This window comes from Pseudomonas sp. NFR09 (assembly GCF_900111535.1).
GTDB lineage: Bacteria > Pseudomonadota > Gammaproteobacteria > Pseudomonadales > Pseudomonadaceae > Aquipseudomonas > Aquipseudomonas extremorientalis.
The window spans coordinates 1-16,334 of the sequence record NZ_FOIH01000012.1; the positions used below are offsets into that span (position 1 = coordinate 1).

Here is a 16,334-nt window from a genome sequence, read left to right on the forward strand (position 1 = left end):
AGGAACTGAGCCTCCAGCAGGACATTGACGCCATCGTCAGCTGCCAGGCCGACCCCAGTTCCTGCGCGGCAAGCTCCAAAGAAGTCGCCAACACCCTGGCGGACCTGAATGCCATCCGCGACATCGCCGACTACGCCTCGCCCGATGCACGGGAGGCGGTACAGAGCCTGATCAACGGCAATTACGAATTTCAGGAAATGCTGGCGACCGCCACGACCGAGCACTCGGTGGGCGCGATGGTCGAGTCGCTCAAGTCGAAGTGGGCACTGAGCGACGCCCAGGCGCAGGACATTGCGGACAACCTGAAGATCGCGCTGGCGGTTGGGGTGGGGACTGCGGCGGGGGTGGTGGCTTATAGGCGGGCTGTGGCGGGTGGGGCAAAAGACACTGCATCTGGCTTGGTTTCTGGAGAAACAAGTGTTGTAGGTAACGGAAAAGCTGCTGCCAACGACGCGAGCTACGATGGTGCAAAAGGTGTACTTCGAATAGATCCAAATGGAAAATTTACTCAGTCAGAGATAAATTCTGCATATTATATGGCGGCCCAAGGTAAAAAAGTTGAGTTGCGCAGCCCTGTTGGTACACGAGCAGGAGGAAATACTTCAGATCTTCTAGTTGATGGTGTTCGCTATGATGTATATACGCCTACAACAGGTAACGCGGACCGAATAATTTCTGCGATAGCGAAGAAAAATACACAGACTGAGGGGGTTGTTCTAGATTTATCGAAAAGCTCCGTTACCAGAGAGCAATTAGGAGATGTACTGCGTAGAGTTAACGGTTCAGGTGCAAAAAATATTAATGATGTCGTTATTATAGGAAAATAAAATGCCATCAGTTCTCTGCAAGTGTGGTAATAAGTTAAATTTTGGTGGGATACCTAATTCAATTGAATGGTTGATGATTTCAGATGATGGATTTGAAAAATTCCAAGGCTCCGTTGATGCGGAGTCTATTTATCGAGAAATGAATAGTGCACTTAAGTGTTCTTGTTGTGGGCGATTATTAGTGTTTTGGAACGGCTTTGATGTTTCCCCGATTTCATATATGCCGGAATAGTCATTTATTGCAAGTTAAGTTGGTGCAAAAGTAGCGCCTGTCTGGGATAGCGCTATATCTAAAGCTGACGGAGACTTCGGGTATCTCCCGCTTGTCCGGCAAAACTATGTTAAAGATATTAGAGGGTATTAGAGGTTGTTTGCCGTGAGTAGAAAATCTAGAATTACGCCGGTATCAACGGGCTATGAAGCGTGCGCCGAGTGCTTCGTTAGGCTAATGATTTATCCTGGCGATATTCATCCAAGCGAAATTTCCAATATCATGCATGTTCAACCAACACAAATTACTGTTGTAGGCGAAAAAGTAAAAAATAGTCGTGGAGTCACGCGAGAGGTGAAGAACTCTAGCTGGTTTTTATCTAGCGCGGGAAATGTGCAGTCTAAAGATCTTCGCGACCACATTGATTGGTTAGTCCGTGAGATCCAACCGCATCGTGAGTCTTTGGGTTTCGTGCAGCAGATTGATGGGGTGAAAATCACCCTGAAGTGTGTGTGGTTTTCTCTGCTGGGGCACAGCGGTCCAGTACTTTGGCCTGAGCAGATGAAAGCTTTAGCAGACTTGGATTTGGAAGTTTCTTTTGATGTTTACTTTGTCGAATAAGAAAAAAGGTAAGGGGGCGGAATCCAATTAATTGAATATGGTAGAAATACGCTGCCGGACGGAACAGTAAGCGTTCGGTTATCTTCTACTAAACTGACTCCCCGGCCTACCAATTCGGATGGGATTCCATAATGAAGGTAAATACGCTTGGGCAATTTGGCGGTTTGAGTCGATACGAGTTATGGGGATAAATGGGGTCTGATCCTGAGGAGTCCATGTTGTTACCAAGCCAGATGGAACGTTTGTGACTATCTTGAAAGATGGGGTGACTCAGAATTCATCTGTGAAAAGTGCTTTGAAGGGGGGAGTAGGTAATGAGTCTTTCATATCTTATGAATACTTGGTTAGTGAGGGCGTTAGGAAGTAAGCTGCTTTCAGTAAATGCATTGCTTCATGTGTTCGAGTCTTATAGAGGCTCGATTCCTCAAGAGGTTTCTTTTCGATTTGAAGATTTGGAGAGTGGGAGGTTATATTGCGGAAGTGATGGTGTGTCGCTATGTTTTTCTGAAACGCCTATTGCTGAATGCGATTTGGGTGAGTACGGAAAATTGATTGATTTTTGTGTTTCTAGTGGAAGTTATTTTTTTGATGTTGTCGGGCTTAGATTGCTTTCGGTCTCGGCTATAAAGTCCTCGGTAGAGCGTAAAGTGATAGGCGTATTATTGTTGTTTGAATATGACTCGTTTCTATCAATTTTGAATTTAGGGGATGAGCTCTTTTTTTGTGATAGGGTGCCAGATGAAATAATTGCCAGCGAAGGGTTGACGTTTGTTTTGTTGGGCGGAAAAGGGGGGGTGGAAAACGGGGTCAGACCTTGAGGGATCCAGCTCGTTGGTTATCAAGGCTCTGGAGCTGGGTGCCCAATTTATGAGTTAAGTATTAATGGGCAGCCGCAGCGAATTGCTGTGACTGTTGGCGACAACGGTTTTGTCGTCGGTGCAAATCCAAGGGGCAGCGTTAAATGAAAAATCTAAAGTTGATGGCGGATTATCAGTGTCATCCGCTTTGGAATATGTCCCCCCGATGAGTATGGGGACATAGCTCCTTGCGGGCTTCCTATTTCTGAAGAGCTTCAGCTGCGTCTATCAAAGTGGGCCGCTATATACGATGAAACCCTGAATGCTGATTACCCGCCAAACTCTGGGTTCAAGAGTGAGGAGTTAGAGCGCGAATTCAAGCGAGAAGGAGAGCGATTAGCTGAATGCTTGAGAAATGAGCTCGGTCCGGATTTTTCTATTCTCTTTAAGCTTTAGTTGGGGCAAAAGGTATAAGAAGGTAAAATAGGTTGTTTGCCGGATCGCTACGCAGCGGAAAGCGGGCGGCAGCGATTATGACTTTGATCCAGTCTGCGCGCATGAACGGACATGAGCCGTATGCTTAAATGAAGGACGTTTTGACTCGTCTGCCCACGCAGCGGACAGGGGACGCCACCAACTTGTTACCACATCGTTGGGCGCCTGTTTAATCAAAAACCACTCAAGGAGAAAGCTGTGGACTTACGGATTGAGATAAATGAGACGCCTCAAGAGGTCGATTACCAAGCGATTTTGGCACCGCTGCGCGAATTCAACCAAGCACAAACGGGGCTCATCGGAACTGAAAAACTTGCGATCTTGATCAAGGATGACGCAGGGGCTACGCAAGGTGGGCTATACGCAAAAATTTCTGGGCAGTGGTTATTTGTTGAGCTGCTGGTAGTCCCTGAAGTAGCCCGAGGGCAAGGGTTGGGCGCAAAGTTGATGGACAAGGTGGAAGCGCTGGCGCGTGAGAAAGGCTGCCAAGGTATCTGGCTGGACACATTCTCTTTTCAGGCTCCGGACTTTTACCGCCGGCTCGGCTTCAGCATATTTGGAGAACTCAAAGATTACCCGGTCGCTGGATACAATCGGTTTTTTATGCAGAAAAGATTTGATCTCGACGAGCATAACGCTAGTCATACTCAGCCTTGAGGCAATGACAGCAAAAACCTAAGCAAGGTGTGTTACCCGCGATCGATCGTCGCCATTCCTTTCCAGAAAAACACGCAGGACGTGGTGCATGCCTTGACCCGCAGTACCCTGGAAGAAGCGGTGCAACGCCGTTTGTTGTAATACGTGGTCAAGTCAGTTCAACCCGAACGTCGATCAGCCGTGACCGGCGTTCAGCTTCCTATCGAGCCGTAGGAATTGCTCCCTGCAATATGTAGGTCATTTCGTTTTATGCTTTTCCAGCCCTCCCGGACACCTGCTGTTTCATGCCTGCGCTGTTTTATAGTTCACGGAGCAATCCACCACGGCAGGGAGCCGCCCACCTCATGCATACCCGAAAAAAATCCCCCCGGCGCCACACCCCACCACAACCCCCGACCCTTCATTCCGGCCAGCGCCTGCGCATGGTGCTCAACACCTACGGCATTCCGCCCACGGCCTTTGCCGAATGGATGCACGTCAGCCCGCAGTGCCTCAACAATTGGTTTTCACGGGGGCTGCCAGTGGATCGCGTGGAAAAGCTGGCGACAACCTTGAGCGTCAGCAAAGTGTGGCTTGAGACCGGCGAGCGCGGATGATGACAGTGGTGGGGCGGTCAAAGGGCCGCCTCTATTTCAAGGGTCCCACCACCTGCCGGTATTTTTCCACCCCCTGCGGTGTCTGCCGCACCAGGCTGATCTCCAGTCCCAACGGGTCTTCGCGGCGATTGCCGCTCAGTTGCCGCCAGCCTTTGTCCGCTTCCCATACGCGTACCTGCAGGTCACTGACGCCGGTCAGTACCACCACGCCGTCCTTTGCCGCCGGCAGGGGGTAGCGGTCCCGTGCGGGGGCGGCGGCGCGGTAGAGTGCGTCGCCCTTGAGCCACCAACGTACCCGTTGCAGGCCGTCGCCTGCCATTGGGGCGCTGCGGATCACGTCGAGGCGAAAGCCCTTGCTGTCGGAGCTGCGCACGGTCACGGCGGCCAATCCCTCCGTTTGTGTGGCTTCAGGGGGCGTCAGTTCGACGCTGGCACGCAGGCTGATATCCCGTTGCATCTGGTTCAGCGCGCGCAGCAACACTTCGGTCTGTTCGGTGCTTGCCTGCAAATGCTGATCGGCGCGGGTGACGCTGTCCAGCCCGCGCCAGGCGATCAGGCTGACCACCGCCATGAGCATGATCGCCACCATCACTTCGATCAGGGTGAAGCCTTGCTGTGCCGGCTTCATGGTTGGCTGACCACGCGCATCAACCCGGCGGCGTCGCGTTGCAGGCTGAGGCTGTGTTGGCCGTCGGACAGCACCATGCGCAGCGGTGGGTTGATCCATTCAGCGTTGAGCACCAGGGTTTGCCGGGGCTCGAGACTGATCTGCATCGGCGTGCTTTCCCACAGGCGTGGGCGCAACGGGTCGTCGTTTTCAAAGGTATCGAGGCCCTGGCCGTCGTCCCACTGGCGGTTGAAGCGAAACCCCTTGGCATCCGCGCGCCAGGTGATGGGGCGGCCGTCGGCGTGGGCTTCGGCCTGGGCGACTTGCAGCAGTTGGCTCAGGCGTTCGGCGTCTTTGCGCAACAGGTGCAGCGGATCGGGCTTGATGGTGAGGCTGATGGCGGCGCTGGCGATGCCGATGATCACCAGCACCACCATCAGCTCGATCAGGGTGAAGCCTTGCTGTTTCATCGCGGGCTACCTGGAGAACTGGGGAGTGTGTGAAATAAAAGCGTGCGAATTGACCTGTAGGCTGGTGCGACGGACAAACAGGAGGTCCTCCCCATGACATTTGCCCCTCGTTTCACCCTGGCCCACGGGGTGCAGGCCCTGGGTGTGCTGGCCGCGCTGGCGGGCGTGGCGGTATGGACGCCGCTGCTGCTGACCACGGCAGAATCCCACACGCCGCAAGCCACGCCCCAGGCACTCGCGGCACGCAGCGATAACCCGGCGCTGCAATGGTTTTCCAATGCGCCGACAGCGCTGCAAGTCAAAGTCACTGGCGTGTTGGCAGGTGCCCGTGGTGCGGTGGCGATCCTGAGTCTCAACGATGGCCCGCCGCGCAGCTTTCTAGTGGGTGAACGCCTCAGCCCCGGTGTGCGGCTGACGGCCATTGAAGGCGACGGGGTGGAGATCGAGCGCGGCGGCGAGAAGCAGCGTGTCAACCTCGACAAGTTGCCGGCGGGGCCTGCGTTGCCGCTGCTCACTCGGCCATGACCTGGGTGTCCAGCCGCGCCAGGGGCGGCGCTTCGCGGCTGGCGTCGAGCACTTGCAGGTTGACCTGGAACAGACGGCCGTCGGCGTTGATGGTTTGTTCGCAGCGCAGTTTCAGGCGGCCTTGATCGCAGGTGAAGGTCTGCTTGCCGCTGCGCAGGTGGCCTTCCAGGCGCAGTTCGGCGAGGCGACTCTGCGCCGCCAGCAACGCGATGGATTTGTCCCGCAGCAGGCCGTTGCTCTGGGTCATCAACCCGGCCACGCGCACGGCGGCGGCCATGGCCACGGCGATGATCGCCAGCGCCACCAGCACTTCGATCAGGGTGAAACCTTGCTCCTTGCGACGGCCGTACATGGCGCTCTCAAAGCCGGGAAACAGGCCCGCAGACTAGCGCCGGCAGTTGACCGATTGGCGACTGAAACTCCCGAGGAATTTCAATACGACTGACATGTGTTCTTGCAACACTGCGCCACGAATTGCACTCAAGCCAAGGAATGTCGAGATGGATATCGCGCGCCTAACGTCCCCATTGCCAGGCCCTCACAGGCAGCGTGGCTTCACCTTGATCGAGATCATGGTGGTGGTGGTCATCCTCGGGATCCTCGCCGCAATGGTGGTGCCCAAGGTGCTTGACCGGCCTGACCAGGCGCGGGCCACGGCGGCCAGGCAGGACATCGGCGGGTTGATGCAGGCGCTGAAACTCTATCGCCTCGACCACGGCACTTACCCGAGCATGAACCAGGGCCTCAAGGTGTTGGTGGAACGCCCGGCCGACGCCAAGAACAGCAACTGGCGCGCCTACCTGGATCGCCTGCCCAACGACCCCTGGGGCCACCCGTATCACTACCTCAACCCGGGCGCCAATGGTGAGGTGGATGTGTTCTCCCTCGGCGCCGACGGCCAACCGGATGGCGATGGCGTGAATGCCGATATCGGCTCCTGGCAACTCTAAGGCCCGCCATGAAACGGTATTCGCCCCCAGTGGCGAAGCAGCGCGGCATGGCGATTATCAGCGCCTTGCTGATCGCAGCGGTGGTGGCGGTATTGGCCGGCGCCATGCTCACGCGCCAGACCGTATTTACCCGCAGCCTCGAAGCCGAGCAGTTGCGCATCCAGGGCCAATGGTTGTTGCAGGGCGGCCTGGAGCGCAGCCGGCAGATGCTCTGGGACGCCCGCCAGAAGGACGTGCTGACCCGTCTCGACCAACCCTGGGCGCGTGCCCAAGGGGGGGCCTTCGAGGGGCGGATCGAGGACGAACAGGGCAAGTTCAACCTGCGCAACCTGGTCAACCGCCAGCAGGTGGACACCGAGCAATTGCAGAGTTTTGAACGGTTGTGCCGCCTGATCGGCGTCGACCCGGCGGTAAGTCAACGCATCAGTCGGCGGGTGATTGCCTCTTATGAGCCGCCCGCCAGATCCCCGATGCTGCGCAGCCTGGATGAGCTGAGCGGGATCGAAGGCCTCGACCCTTTGGTGTTGCAGCGCATGCAGGCCTATATCAGCGTGTTGCCCGGCCCGACCTGGGTCAACGGCAACACCGCCAGCGCCGAAGTACTCAGTGCGGTGGTGCCTCAGCTCAGCCTGTCCCAGGCCCATGGATTGGTGGCCGAGCGTGACAGCGGGCAGTGGTTTATCAACCGGGGTGATTTCGTCAACCGCCTGCACTTGCCGCAAGTGGCGGTGGATTCGGTGCAGGTGGGCATCACCAGCGAGTGGTTCCGCGTGCGGGGCCAGGCGCGGCGCGAGCAGCGGCGGGTCAGCCTCGACGCCTTGTTGCACCGCCCCGAAGACCGGCAGCCCCGGGTGATCTGGGCGCGGGTGGGCGTATGAAACGCTTGCGCATTGGCTTGCCGCCACTGGATCAATTGAGCGCGCAGAGCCAGGTCCGGTTTGCCTGGGTGGAGCGTGGCGTGGTCATTGAAGAGGGCGACGCCAGCCTGGCGCAGTTGGGCCAGTCACGCCAGGCAGCGGACTGTTTCCTGCATCCGCGGGACAGCCTGCTGACCAGCCTGGAACTGCCGCCATTGCCGGCGGCGAAGACCGCCGCCGCCGTGGCCTGTGCCGCACAAGCGTTGATCCTCGGCCCGGTTGAACAGATGCAGGTGGCCCACGGCCCGCGTGAAAGCGATGGCCGCGTGCAGGTGGCCTGGGTGCCCAAGGCCGGGCTGGAGCGGTTGGCGCAGTTGCCGCTCAAGCTGCGCGGCCTGTACCCGGCACCCTATGCGTTGCCGGTGGGCGCCGCTGCGTTGGATGACGGCTACCTGCTGACCCGTGACAGCCTGCAACAAGGCACGGTGCACCCGCTGGGTTTGCAGGCGCTGGACCTGCCATTGGTGGCAGCGGCGCAGCGTTGGAGTGGGCCGCTGCCCACATGGGGGTTGCAGGGTCGCCTCACACAGCCCTCGACCGGCGGATGGGGCAGGGCACTGGCCTGCGTGGCGCTGGCCATCGCCATCTGGACCCTGGGCCTCAACCTGTATGCCGCGCGCCAGGTGGAGCAAGGCCAGCGACTCAAGGCACTGATGAGCCAGCAGGTGCGCCAGGCGTTTCCGGCGTTGCCGGTGGTGCTCAACCCCTTGCAACAGGCCCGCCAGCAATTGGCCGCACGCCAGACCGGCGCGGCCGCCGACCCGGGCCAACGCTTCCCCGGCCTGCTGCAACTGGTGGGCAGCAACCTGCCGTTCATGGTCGGCAGTGTCGACAACCTGACGTTTGAACAGGGACGCTTGCGTGTCGAGCTGCTCGCCGACAGCCGTCACCCGACCGCCGAAGGTGAATGGCAGGCGGCGTTGGCCCAGGCCGGTTTCACCGCCAGCCGCGATGGCCAGGCCTGGACCATTGCTCCCGCGCAAGCCGCAGAAAAAGCCGGAGCTGGCGATGAATAAAGTCCAGCGACTGCGCAGCCAGGCCCGGGTGTTCTGGAGCGGCCTGGCCCTGCACGAAAAGCGCATGCTCGGCGGCGCCGGCCTGGTCCTGGCCAGCCTGTTGACCTGGCTGGTGCTGGTGCAACCCGCGTTGAAGAAGATCGATTACTGGCAGACCGAAACCCCCAAGCTGCGCGCTCAGGCCGCCGCCTTGCAAGTGTTGTTGCAGGACGTCGCCGCGCCCAGTCCGGGCGACGAAGCCGCGCTGCGCCAGGCCCTGGACAGTGCCGGTCTGCAGGGGCATTACCAGTTGCAGGCGCTCGAACCCACTGGGTGGCGCCTGACCTTGGACAACGCCCCGGCCGATGCGGTGGTGGGCTGGCTGCTGGGCAATGCCCGTTCGTTTTCCCTGGAGGTGTCCGAGGCGCATTTGCAGCGCGTGCTCGATACCGTCGACAACTCGGCCGGCACTGTGTCCGGGACCGTTCGCATGGATCAGGCGCTTGGCGCTAAGGAAGCTTCATGAAGTGGTCAGTCCCCCCTTTCCGTATGGTCGCGCCGTTGCTGGTGCTGGCCCTGAGTGCGTGCAGCAACCAGGACGCGTCCAAGCCGCTGCTGGTGGACAGCGAACTCGGCCAGCCCCTGGCGGACACCCGTCGCAGTGGCGAGACCGTTCTCGACCGCCAGAGCCAACCCGCCCCCAAAGCGCCGGTACAGCACCGCGTCACCAACAGTGCTCGCGGCCATGCCCCGGCAACCGTCAACGCCCGCAACCCGCTGGGTGACCAACCGGTGCAGCTCAACTTTGTCGACGCCGACATCCAGGCCGTGGTGCGCGCACTCTCCCGCGCCACCGGCCAACAATTCCTGGTCGACCCGCGTGTGAAGGGCAACCTCACCCTGGTCAGCGAAGGCCAGGTGCCGGCGCATCAGGCCTACGACATGCTGCTGGCGGCGTTGCGCATGCAGGGCTTCAGCGTGGTCGATGTGGGCGGCGTCGCCCAGGTGGTGCCCGAGGCCGATGCCAAGCTGCTCGGCGGGCCGATCTACAGCGCCGGCAGCAGTGGCATGCAGACCCGCACCTTCCGTCTGCAATACGAAAACGCCGTCAACCTGATCCCGGTGCTGCGCCCCATCGTGTCGCCGAACAACCCGATCAATGCCTACCCCGGCAACAACAGCATCGTCATCACCGACTACGCGGAAAACCTGGCGCGGGTGGCGCAGATCATCAACGGTATCGACACCCCCAGCGCCATCGACACCGATGTGGTGATGGTGCAGAACGGCATCGCCGTGGACATCGCCGCCATGGTCTCCGAGCTGCTGGACACCCAGGGCGCCGACCAGACCCAGAAAATCAACGTGGTCGGCGACCCGCGCTCCAACTCGATCATCATCCGCTCCGGCAGCCCGGAGCGCACGGAACTGGCGCGCAACCTCATCTATAAACTCGACAACGCCCAGAGCAACCCCAGCAATATGCACGTGGTGTACCTGCGCAACGCCCAGGCGGGCAAGTTGGCCCAGTCACTGCGCGGCTTGCTCACCGGCGAGAGCGATTCCGGCGTGAGCGACGATGCCCGGGGCAAGCTCAGCGCCATGGGCGGCAATGGCAAGAACACCGCCCAAGGCGCGAGCAATGCGCAAAACAGCAGCGGCACGCCCACCGGCAGCGGCGTGCAGTCGGGTTATGGCCAGGCCACCGGCTCGACCACCGGCACCAACGGCACCCCCAAGGACCAGGACACCGCGTTCAGTGCCGGCGGCGTGACGATCCAGGCCGACGCCACCACCAACACCCTGCTGATCTCCGCGCCGGACCCGTTGTACCGCAACCTGCGCGAAGTCATCGACATGCTCGACCAGCGCCGTGCCCAGGTGGTGATCGAAAGCCTAATCGTGGAAGTCGGCGAGGACGATGCCACCGAGTTTGGCGTGCAGTGGCAGGCCGGCAACCTGGGGGGCAAGGGTGGGTTTGGTGGCGTGAACCTCGGCGGTAGCGGCGTGAATGGTAAGCCCAATAGCCCCACCAGTATTGATGTGCTGCCCAAGGGGCTGAATGTGGGGGTGGTCAACGGCACGGTTGATATTCCCGGCATCGGCAAGGTGCTCGACCTCAAGGTGTTGGCCCGTGCGTTGAAGAGCAAGGGCGGCACCAACATATTGTCCACGCCCAACCTGCTGACCCTGGACAACGAAGCGGCGAGCATTTTCGTGGGCCAGACCATTCCGTTTGTCACCGGCAGTTATGTGACCGGCGGCGGGGGCACCAGCAACAACCCGTTCCAGACCGTGCAGCGTGAAGAGGTGGGGCTCAAGTTGAACGTGCGGCCGCAGATTTCCGAAGGCGGCACCGTGAAGCTGGATATCTACCAGGAGGTCAGCACCGTGGATGCGCGGGCGTCGGTGGAGGCGGGTACGGTGACCAACAAGCGCGCGATCGATACCAGTATTTTGCTGGATGACGGGCAAATCATGGTGCTCGGTGGGTTGCTGCAGGATGGGTATAGCCAGAGCAATGATGCGGTGCCGTGGTTATCGGATATTCCGGGGTTGGGGGCGTTGTTTCGCAATGAGAAGCGCAGTGTGAACAAGACTAACCTGATGGTGTTTTTGCGGCCCTACATTATTCGGGACAGTGGGGCGGGGCGCAGTATTACGTTGAATCGGTATGAGTTTATGCGCAGGGCGCAAGGGGGGTTGCAGCCGGAGCACAGTTGGGCGATGCCGGATGTGCAGGCGCCGCAGTTGCCTTCTGTGGACAAGGCGATTCCTGGTTCTGGGGGGAGACGGTGATTGAGTACATATCCGTTGCTGCGGTAACGGCGGCTTATGGTTCCGCTCTTACAGCGGGTCACTTTTGGAAGGACCCAAAAGTAACCAAAAGGTCCTCGCCCCACCACTCGGCACCTCGCCCAGGCTCGGTGTGCCGTAACGAAGGCTTGAATCCGTGGGCCGCCGCAATGGGCCATCCATGGCCCAGTGCGGCTAACCCGGCGTCCTGCCGGGTTACCCACGGATTCAAGCCTGCGTTCGGCCAGCGTGGTTTTACGGGGCGCCGAAGAGCAAGATCAAGAGCGACTCGCTTCGCATCGTGGATACGTTTTTTGTTTTGTGTTGCCGCCCTACTGTGGCGAGCGGGCTTGCCCCGCGTTGGGCTGCGAAGCAGCCCTGAAACCAGTGAGCGCGCCGCGTTTATCCTGGTTTCCCGCGTCATCGTTAACGACCATCGCGGGCAAGCCCGGCTCCTACAGGGGAACGCGTTTACTTCAACGATTCGGTCGGCTACTAGGCCGCCGCGTTTGCTTTTGATGTTAGGCGGCCCCCCAAATCACTGTCGGATTACGGGCACACCGAGCCTGAGCGAGGTGCCGAGTGTTGGGGCAAGAGCGTTTTGCTTACTTTTGCGCTCTTCAAAAGTGAGCCGCCGTAAGGGCGGAACCATAAGCCGCCGTTACCCAAAAAACGGATATGTACACCTAAAAACAGGTCCAACCCAATGAGCCTATTGCCCTACGCCTGGGCCAAATCCCAACGCATCCTCCTGCGCCCCACCGAAGCAGGCCACCTGCTGACGGTCTGCCCCTCAACCCCCGGCTGGTCCATCAGCGAAGTCCACCGCCAATTCGGCCAAACCCACCTCGAACAGGTCCGCGACGACGAACTCGACGGCCTGCTCACCAGCGCGTACGCCGACACCGGCAGCGCCGCCGCCGTCGTCGGCGCCGCCGAAAACGAGGTCGACCTCGACCGCCTGATGCAAGACATGCCCGAAATCACCGACCTGCTGGACACCCAGGACGGCGCCCCGGTAATCCGCATGATCAACGCCTTGCTCACCCAGGCTGCCCGCGACGAAGCCAGCGACATCCACATCGAACCCTACGAAACCCATTCCGTGGTGCGCTACCGTGTCGACGGCACCCTGCGTGACGTGGTCTCGCCACGCAAGGCATTGCATGGCGCGCTGGTCTCGCGGATCAAGATCATGGCCCAACTCGATATCGCCGAAAAACGCCTGCCCCAGGACGGCCGTATCGCCCTGCGCGTGGCCGGGCGGCCCATCGATATTCGCGTGTCCACGGTGCCCACCGGCCATGGCGAAAGGGTGGTCATGCGCCTGCTGGACAAACAGGCCGGGCGCCTGCAGTTGGAAACCCTGGGCATGGAGCCGCAGCTGCTGGCGCGCCTGGATACGCTGATCCGCCAGCCCCACGGCATCGTGCTGGTCACCGGGCCCACCGGCAGTGGCAAGACCACCAGCCTGTACGCCGCCCTGGCGCGGCTGGATGCGAGCACCAGCAATATCCTCACCGTGGAAGACCCGGTGGAATACGACCTGCCGGGTATCAGCCAGATCCAGGTCAACGCCAAGATCGACATGACCTTCGGCCTGGCCCTGCGTGCGATCCTGCGCCAGGACCCGGACATCATCATGATCGGCGAAATCCGTGACCTGGAGACCGCACAAATCGCCGTGCAGGCTTCGCTCACCGGTCACCTGGTGCTGGCGACCCTGCACACCAACGATGCGGTGTCGGCGGTCAACCGCCTGATCGATATGGGGGTGGAGCCGTTCCTGCTGGCGTCGTCCCTGTTGGGGGTGTTGGCCCAGCGCCTGGTACGGCGCCTGTGCCCGCACTGCAAGCAGGAAGACCCCGCCGCGCCCGGCACCTGGCGCCCGGTCGGCTGCGCGCAATGCAACCAGGTCGGCTACAGCGGACGTACCGGGATCCATGAGTTGTTCTGTGTCGACGATGCGGTACGCAGCCTGATTCATGAGGGCGCCAACGAGCAGGACCTGCGCCTGGCCGCGCGCCGCGCCGGGATGTTGAGCATGCGTGAAGACGGTGAACGCTGGGTGCGCAGCGGTGCCACCGCCCCCGAAGAAATCCTGCGTGTGACACGGGACGCCTGATGAATCGCTATCGCTATGAAGCCGCCGATAGCAGCGGCAAAGTCGAGGCCGGGCATGTGGAGGCCGACAGCCAGAGCGCAGCCTTTGCCAACCTGCGCAGTCGCGGTTTGACCGCGTTGCTGGTGCAGATCGAAGGCAATCAGCAGGCCGCGACGGGCAGCAGCCTGTTCAGCGCCAAACTGTCGGACAACGACCTGGCCTGGGCCACGCGGCAACTGGCGAGCCTGCTGGGTGCGAGCCTGCCGTTGGAAGCCGCGCTGAGTGCCACGGTGGAGCAGGCCGAGAAAAAGCATATCGCCCAGACTCTGGCCGCCGTGCGCGCCGATGTGCGGGGCGGCATGCGCCTGGCGGATGCGTTGGCGGCGCGACCTCGGGATTTTCCGTCGATCTACCGCGCGCTGATTGCGGCGGGGGAGGAGTCCGGTGACCTGGCCCAGGTGATGGAGCGTTTGGCCGACTACATCGAGGAGCGCAACAACCTGCGTGGCAAGATCCTCACCGCGTTTATCTACCCCGGTGTGGTGGGGCTGGTGTCCATCGGCATTGTGATTTTCTTGCTGAGCTACGTGGTGCCCCAGGTGGTCAGCGCGTTCTCCCAGGCCCGCCAGGACCTGCCAGGGCTGACCCTGGCGATGCTCAACGCAAGTGACTTCATCCGCGCCTGGGGCTGGCTGTGTCTTGCCGGGATCGTCGGTGGTTTCTGGAGCTGGCGCCTGTACCTGCGCAATTCCGTGGCGCGCTTGAATTGGCACAGTCGCGTACTGCGTTTGCCGCTGATCGGGCGCTTCGTGCTGGGCCTGAACACGGCACGATTCGCCTCGACCCTGGCGATTCTCGGCGGTGCCGGGGTGCCGCTGTTGCGCGCCCTGGAAGCGGCACGGCAGACCTTGTCCAATGATCGCCTGAGTCAATGCGTCAACGACGCCACCGCCAAGGTGCGCGAGGGCGTCAACCTGGCCCCGGCGCTGGCGGTGGAAAAGGTCTTCCCGCCGGTGCTGATCCACTTGATCGCCAGCGGCGAGAAAACCGGCTCGCTGCCGCCCATGCTGGAGCGCGCGGCGCAGACACTGTCGCGGGATATCGAACGGCGTGCCATGGGCATGACCGCGTTGCTGGAGCCGCTGATGATCGTGGTGATGGGGGCCGTGGTGCTGGTGATCGTCATGGCGGTGTTGCTGCCGATCATCGAGATCAACCAACTGGTCACCTGACCGCACCTGCTCCCGTCCAACCTCGGGTTCCTCGTTCCGTCACATTCCGACAGCCCATGCCGCCTCCAGCCATACGCGCTGAAACCTGACTGTCACCTGCGCCCAAAGCGCTCGGAATCATGACTGGAACACCCGAGAATCTTTTTAAAAATCAAGGTGTTCCTCCCGAGGTTTTTTCCTATAAACGTCATCGGAAACTGCGAATTTCTGTCCCATGGTTTTAACCCCTGGCCACCCCCCTGAACACGGCTCGGGACCGAAGCCATGGCGTCATGCAAGAGCCCTCTACCCCAAACGTACAAACACGACGAAAGGAGATTCTTCATGTTTAAGCGCAACGTTCTCGCGGTATCCATGACCCTCGCTGCACTGTGCTCGGCCCAGGCTGCAATGGCTGACATCAACGGCGGCGGCGCAACCCTGCCACAAGCGCTGTACCAGACGTCTGGCGTGTTGACCGCAGGTTTTGCCCCGTACATCGGTGTGGGCAGCGGCAATGGCAAGGCAGCTTTCCTGACCAACGACTACACCAAGTTGAAGGCTGGCGTTTCCAACCTGAACGTGCACTGGGCGGGCAGCGATTCCAAGCTGAGCGCTACTGAACTGTCGACGTATGCGTCGGCCAAGCAACCTGCCTGGGGCAAGCTGATCCAAGTGCCATCGGTGGGTACTTCGGTTGCCATCCCGTTCAACAAAAGCGGGACTGCGGCCGTTGACTTGAGCATCAACGAGCTGTGCGGTGTGTTCTCCGGCCGTATCGCCGACTGGAGCGGTATCACAGGTTCGGGTCGCAGTGGCGCCATCAAAGTGGTTTACCGCAGCGAAAGCAGTGGCACCACCGAACTGTTCACGCGCTTCCTGAATGCCAAGTGCGCTGAAACCGGCACCTTCAATGTCACCACCACCTTCGGCACCAGCTACACCGGTGGTTTGCCTGCCGGCGCGGTTTCCGCAACTGGCAGCCAAGGCGTGATGACCACCCTGGCCGGTACCGACGGCGGTATCACCTATATGAGCCCTGACTTCGCCGCCCCGACCCTGGCCGGTCTGGATGACGCAACTAAAGTCGCTCGCGTGGGCAAGGACGTGGTCAACGGTGTGGCGGTCCAGGGTGTATCGCCGAAAGCGAGCAACGTATCCGCTGCCATCAATGCCGTGCCGTTGCCTGCTGTCGCTGACCGTGGCAACCCTGACGCTTGGGTTCCCGTGTTCGGCAAAGCCAACACCGCGGGTGTGGTGCCTTACCCAACGTCGGGCTACCCGATCCTGGGCTTCACCAACGTGATCTTCAGCCAGTGCTACGCCGATGCCACCCAGACCACCCAAGTGCGTGACTTCTTCACCAAGCACTACGGTTCGTCTGCCAACAACGACGCAGCGATCGAAGCCAACGCGTTCGTGCCACTGCCAAACAACTGGAAAATCGCTATTCGCGGTAGCTTCTTGACCGCCACCAATGCCCTGAGCATCGGCAACACCAACGTCTGCAACGGCATCGGTCGTCCGCTGTAACCCACGCTTTCAAAGACCCGCA

Annotated in this window: 18 protein-coding genes and 1 pseudogene; 16 read left to right on the forward strand and 3 right to left on the reverse strand. The window is 60.3% G+C overall.

Annotated features, from left to right (window positions below):
* From BMX59_RS30555 to BMX59_RS30300, 7 genes and pseudogenes are all read left to right on the forward strand, one after another.
* Positions 1-827: CdiA C-terminal domain-containing protein (locus BMX59_RS30555; protein WP_175486705.1), on the forward strand; the 827-nt coding region annotated here is incomplete at its 5' end.
* A gap of 1 nt (position 828) precedes the next feature.
* Positions 829-1,059 (forward strand): hypothetical protein, encoded by a 231-nt coding sequence (locus BMX59_RS30295; protein WP_139212926.1) that lies wholly within the window; start codon positions 829-831, stop codon positions 1,057-1,059.
* 144 nt (positions 1,060-1,203) lie between these two features.
* Positions 1,204-1,659, forward strand: a complete 456-nt coding sequence (locus BMX59_RS24230; RefSeq protein ID WP_256572995.1) for a DUF4279 domain-containing protein — start codon at positions 1,204-1,206, stop codon at positions 1,657-1,659.
* A gap of 314 nt (positions 1,660-1,973) precedes the next feature.
* Positions 1,974-2,477 carry a hypothetical protein gene (locus BMX59_RS24235; RefSeq protein ID WP_092245909.1) on the forward strand — a complete coding sequence of 168 codons (504 nt, stop codon included), beginning with the start codon at positions 1,974-1,976 and terminating at the stop codon, positions 2,475-2,477.
* A 461-nt stretch (positions 2,478-2,938) separates the two neighbouring features.
* A pseudogene (locus BMX59_RS24245) lies at positions 2,939-3,124 on the forward strand (transposase domain-containing protein); the annotation flags it as partial.
* Between the two features lie 25 nt (positions 3,125-3,149).
* Positions 3,150-3,608: a GNAT family N-acetyltransferase gene (locus BMX59_RS24250; RefSeq protein ID WP_093126597.1), complete on the forward strand. Its 459-nt coding sequence runs from the start codon at positions 3,150-3,152 to the stop codon at positions 3,606-3,608.
* Between the two features lie 344 nt (positions 3,609-3,952).
* On the forward strand, positions 3,953-4,204 hold the full coding sequence (locus BMX59_RS30300) for a helix-turn-helix domain-containing protein (RefSeq protein WP_139212927.1): 252 nt from the start codon (positions 3,953-3,955) through the stop codon (positions 4,202-4,204).
* 31 nt (positions 4,205-4,235) lie between these two features.
* On the opposite strand, the gene BMX59_RS24255 is transcribed toward BMX59_RS30300, so the two are convergent.
* Both BMX59_RS24255 and gspH read right to left on the reverse strand, forming a co-directional pair.
* Positions 4,236-4,832 (reverse strand): type II secretion system protein GspJ, encoded by a 597-nt coding sequence (locus BMX59_RS24255; protein WP_092245900.1) that lies wholly within the window; start codon positions 4,830-4,832, stop codon positions 4,236-4,238.
* The gene (gene gspH, locus BMX59_RS24260; protein ID WP_093126600.1) at positions 4,829-5,281 is read right to left on the reverse strand and encodes a type II secretion system minor pseudopilin GspH; all 453 of its coding nucleotides are present in this window, start codon (positions 5,279-5,281) and stop codon (positions 4,829-4,831) included. The genes BMX59_RS24255 and gspH overlap by 4 nt, the downstream gene beginning before the upstream one ends.
* A gap of 93 nt (positions 5,282-5,374) precedes the next feature.
* On the opposite strand from gspH, the gene BMX59_RS24265 reads away from it, so the two are divergent.
* Positions 5,375-5,806 (forward strand): type II secretion system protein N, encoded by a 432-nt coding sequence (locus BMX59_RS24265; protein WP_093126603.1) that lies wholly within the window; start codon positions 5,375-5,377, stop codon positions 5,804-5,806.
* On the opposite strand, the gene gspI is transcribed toward BMX59_RS24265, so the two are convergent.
* Positions 5,793-6,158 (reverse strand): type II secretion system minor pseudopilin GspI, encoded by a 366-nt coding sequence (gspI, locus tag BMX59_RS24270; RefSeq protein WP_093126606.1) that lies wholly within the window; start codon positions 6,156-6,158, stop codon positions 5,793-5,795. The two genes, BMX59_RS24265 and gspI, sit on opposite strands and share 14 nt — an antisense overlap.
* Positions 6,159-6,306: 148 nt before the next feature.
* On the opposite strand from gspI, the gene gspG reads away from it, so the two are divergent.
* The 8 genes from gspG (at position 6,307) to BMX59_RS24315 (ending at position 16,312) form a co-directional block, all read left to right on the forward strand.
* On the forward strand, positions 6,307-6,756 hold the full coding sequence (gene gspG, locus BMX59_RS24275; protein WP_093126609.1) for a type II secretion system major pseudopilin GspG: 450 nt from the start codon (positions 6,307-6,309) through the stop codon (positions 6,754-6,756).
* An 8-nt stretch (positions 6,757-6,764) separates the two neighbouring features.
* Positions 6,765-7,634 carry a type II secretion system minor pseudopilin GspK gene (gspK, locus tag BMX59_RS24280; protein WP_175486706.1) on the forward strand — a complete coding sequence of 290 codons (870 nt, stop codon included), beginning with the start codon at positions 6,765-6,767 and terminating at the stop codon, positions 7,632-7,634.
* Positions 7,631-8,689 (forward strand): type II secretion system protein GspL, encoded by a 1,059-nt coding sequence (gene gspL / locus BMX59_RS24285; RefSeq protein WP_093126615.1) that lies wholly within the window; start codon positions 7,631-7,633, stop codon positions 8,687-8,689. Before gspK ends, gspL begins: the two co-directional genes overlap by 4 nt.
* Positions 8,682-9,194 carry a type II secretion system protein GspM gene (gene gspM / locus BMX59_RS24290; protein WP_093126618.1) on the forward strand — a complete coding sequence of 171 codons (513 nt, stop codon included), beginning with the start codon at positions 8,682-8,684 and terminating at the stop codon, positions 9,192-9,194. Before gspL ends, gspM begins: the two co-directional genes overlap by 8 nt.
* Positions 9,191-11,467: a type II secretion system secretin GspD gene (gene gspD / locus BMX59_RS24295; protein ID WP_093126621.1), complete on the forward strand. Its 2,277-nt coding sequence runs from the start codon at positions 9,191-9,193 to the stop codon at positions 11,465-11,467. The genes gspM and gspD overlap by 4 nt, the downstream gene beginning before the upstream one ends.
* A gap of 703 nt (positions 11,468-12,170) precedes the next feature.
* A complete protein-coding gene (gene gspE / locus BMX59_RS24305) occupies positions 12,171-13,589 on the forward strand; it encodes a type II secretion system ATPase GspE (RefSeq protein WP_093126624.1) in 1,419 nt (472 codons plus the stop codon).
* A complete protein-coding gene (gene gspF / locus BMX59_RS24310; RefSeq protein WP_093126628.1) occupies positions 13,589-14,800 on the forward strand; it encodes a type II secretion system inner membrane protein GspF in 1,212 nt (403 codons plus the stop codon). The genes gspE and gspF overlap by 1 nt, the downstream gene beginning before the upstream one ends.
* Before the next feature lie 324 nt (positions 14,801-15,124).
* Complete coding sequence (locus BMX59_RS24315; RefSeq protein WP_071491222.1) at positions 15,125-16,312, forward strand: substrate-binding domain-containing protein; 1,188 nt, start codon at positions 15,125-15,127, stop codon at positions 16,310-16,312.
* The last annotated feature ends 22 nt before the right edge of the window (positions 16,313-16,334 follow it).

Bases quoted from the DNA above. Each gene is read 5' to 3' on its own strand.
- BMX59_RS30295 (WP_139212926.1), top strand. From the start codon at position 829: ATGCCATCAGTTCTCTGCAAGTGTGGTAATAAGTTAAATTTTGGTGGG.
- BMX59_RS24235 (WP_092245909.1), top strand. From the start codon at position 1,974: ATGAGTCTTTCATATCTTATGAATACTTGGTTAGTGAGGGCGTTAGGA.
- BMX59_RS30300 (WP_139212927.1), top strand. From the start codon at position 3,953: ATGCATACCCGAAAAAAATCCCCCCGGCGCCACACCCCACCACAACCC.
- BMX59_RS24255 (WP_092245900.1), bottom strand. From the start codon at position 4,832: ATGAAGCCGGCACAGCAAGGCTTCACCCTGATCGAAGTGATGGTGGCG.
- gspH (WP_093126600.1), bottom strand. From the start codon at position 5,281: ATGAAACAGCAAGGCTTCACCCTGATCGAGCTGATGGTGGTGCTGGTG.
- BMX59_RS24265 (WP_093126603.1), top strand. From the start codon at position 5,375: ATGACATTTGCCCCTCGTTTCACCCTGGCCCACGGGGTGCAGGCCCTG.
- gspI (WP_093126606.1), bottom strand. From the start codon at position 6,158: ATGTACGGCCGTCGCAAGGAGCAAGGTTTCACCCTGATCGAAGTGCTG.
- gspG (WP_093126609.1), top strand. From the start codon at position 6,307: ATGGATATCGCGCGCCTAACGTCCCCATTGCCAGGCCCTCACAGGCAG.
- gspK (WP_175486706.1), top strand. From the start codon at position 6,765: ATGAAACGGTATTCGCCCCCAGTGGCGAAGCAGCGCGGCATGGCGATT.
- gspL (WP_093126615.1), top strand. From the start codon at position 7,631: ATGAAACGCTTGCGCATTGGCTTGCCGCCACTGGATCAATTGAGCGCG.
- gspM (WP_093126618.1), top strand. From the start codon at position 8,682: ATGAATAAAGTCCAGCGACTGCGCAGCCAGGCCCGGGTGTTCTGGAGC.
- gspD (WP_093126621.1), top strand. From the start codon at position 9,191: ATGAAGTGGTCAGTCCCCCCTTTCCGTATGGTCGCGCCGTTGCTGGTG.
- gspE (WP_093126624.1), top strand. From the start codon at position 12,171: ATGAGCCTATTGCCCTACGCCTGGGCCAAATCCCAACGCATCCTCCTG.
- gspF (WP_093126628.1), top strand. From the start codon at position 13,589: ATGAATCGCTATCGCTATGAAGCCGCCGATAGCAGCGGCAAAGTCGAG.
- BMX59_RS24315 (WP_071491222.1), top strand. From the start codon at position 15,125: ATGTTTAAGCGCAACGTTCTCGCGGTATCCATGACCCTCGCTGCACTG.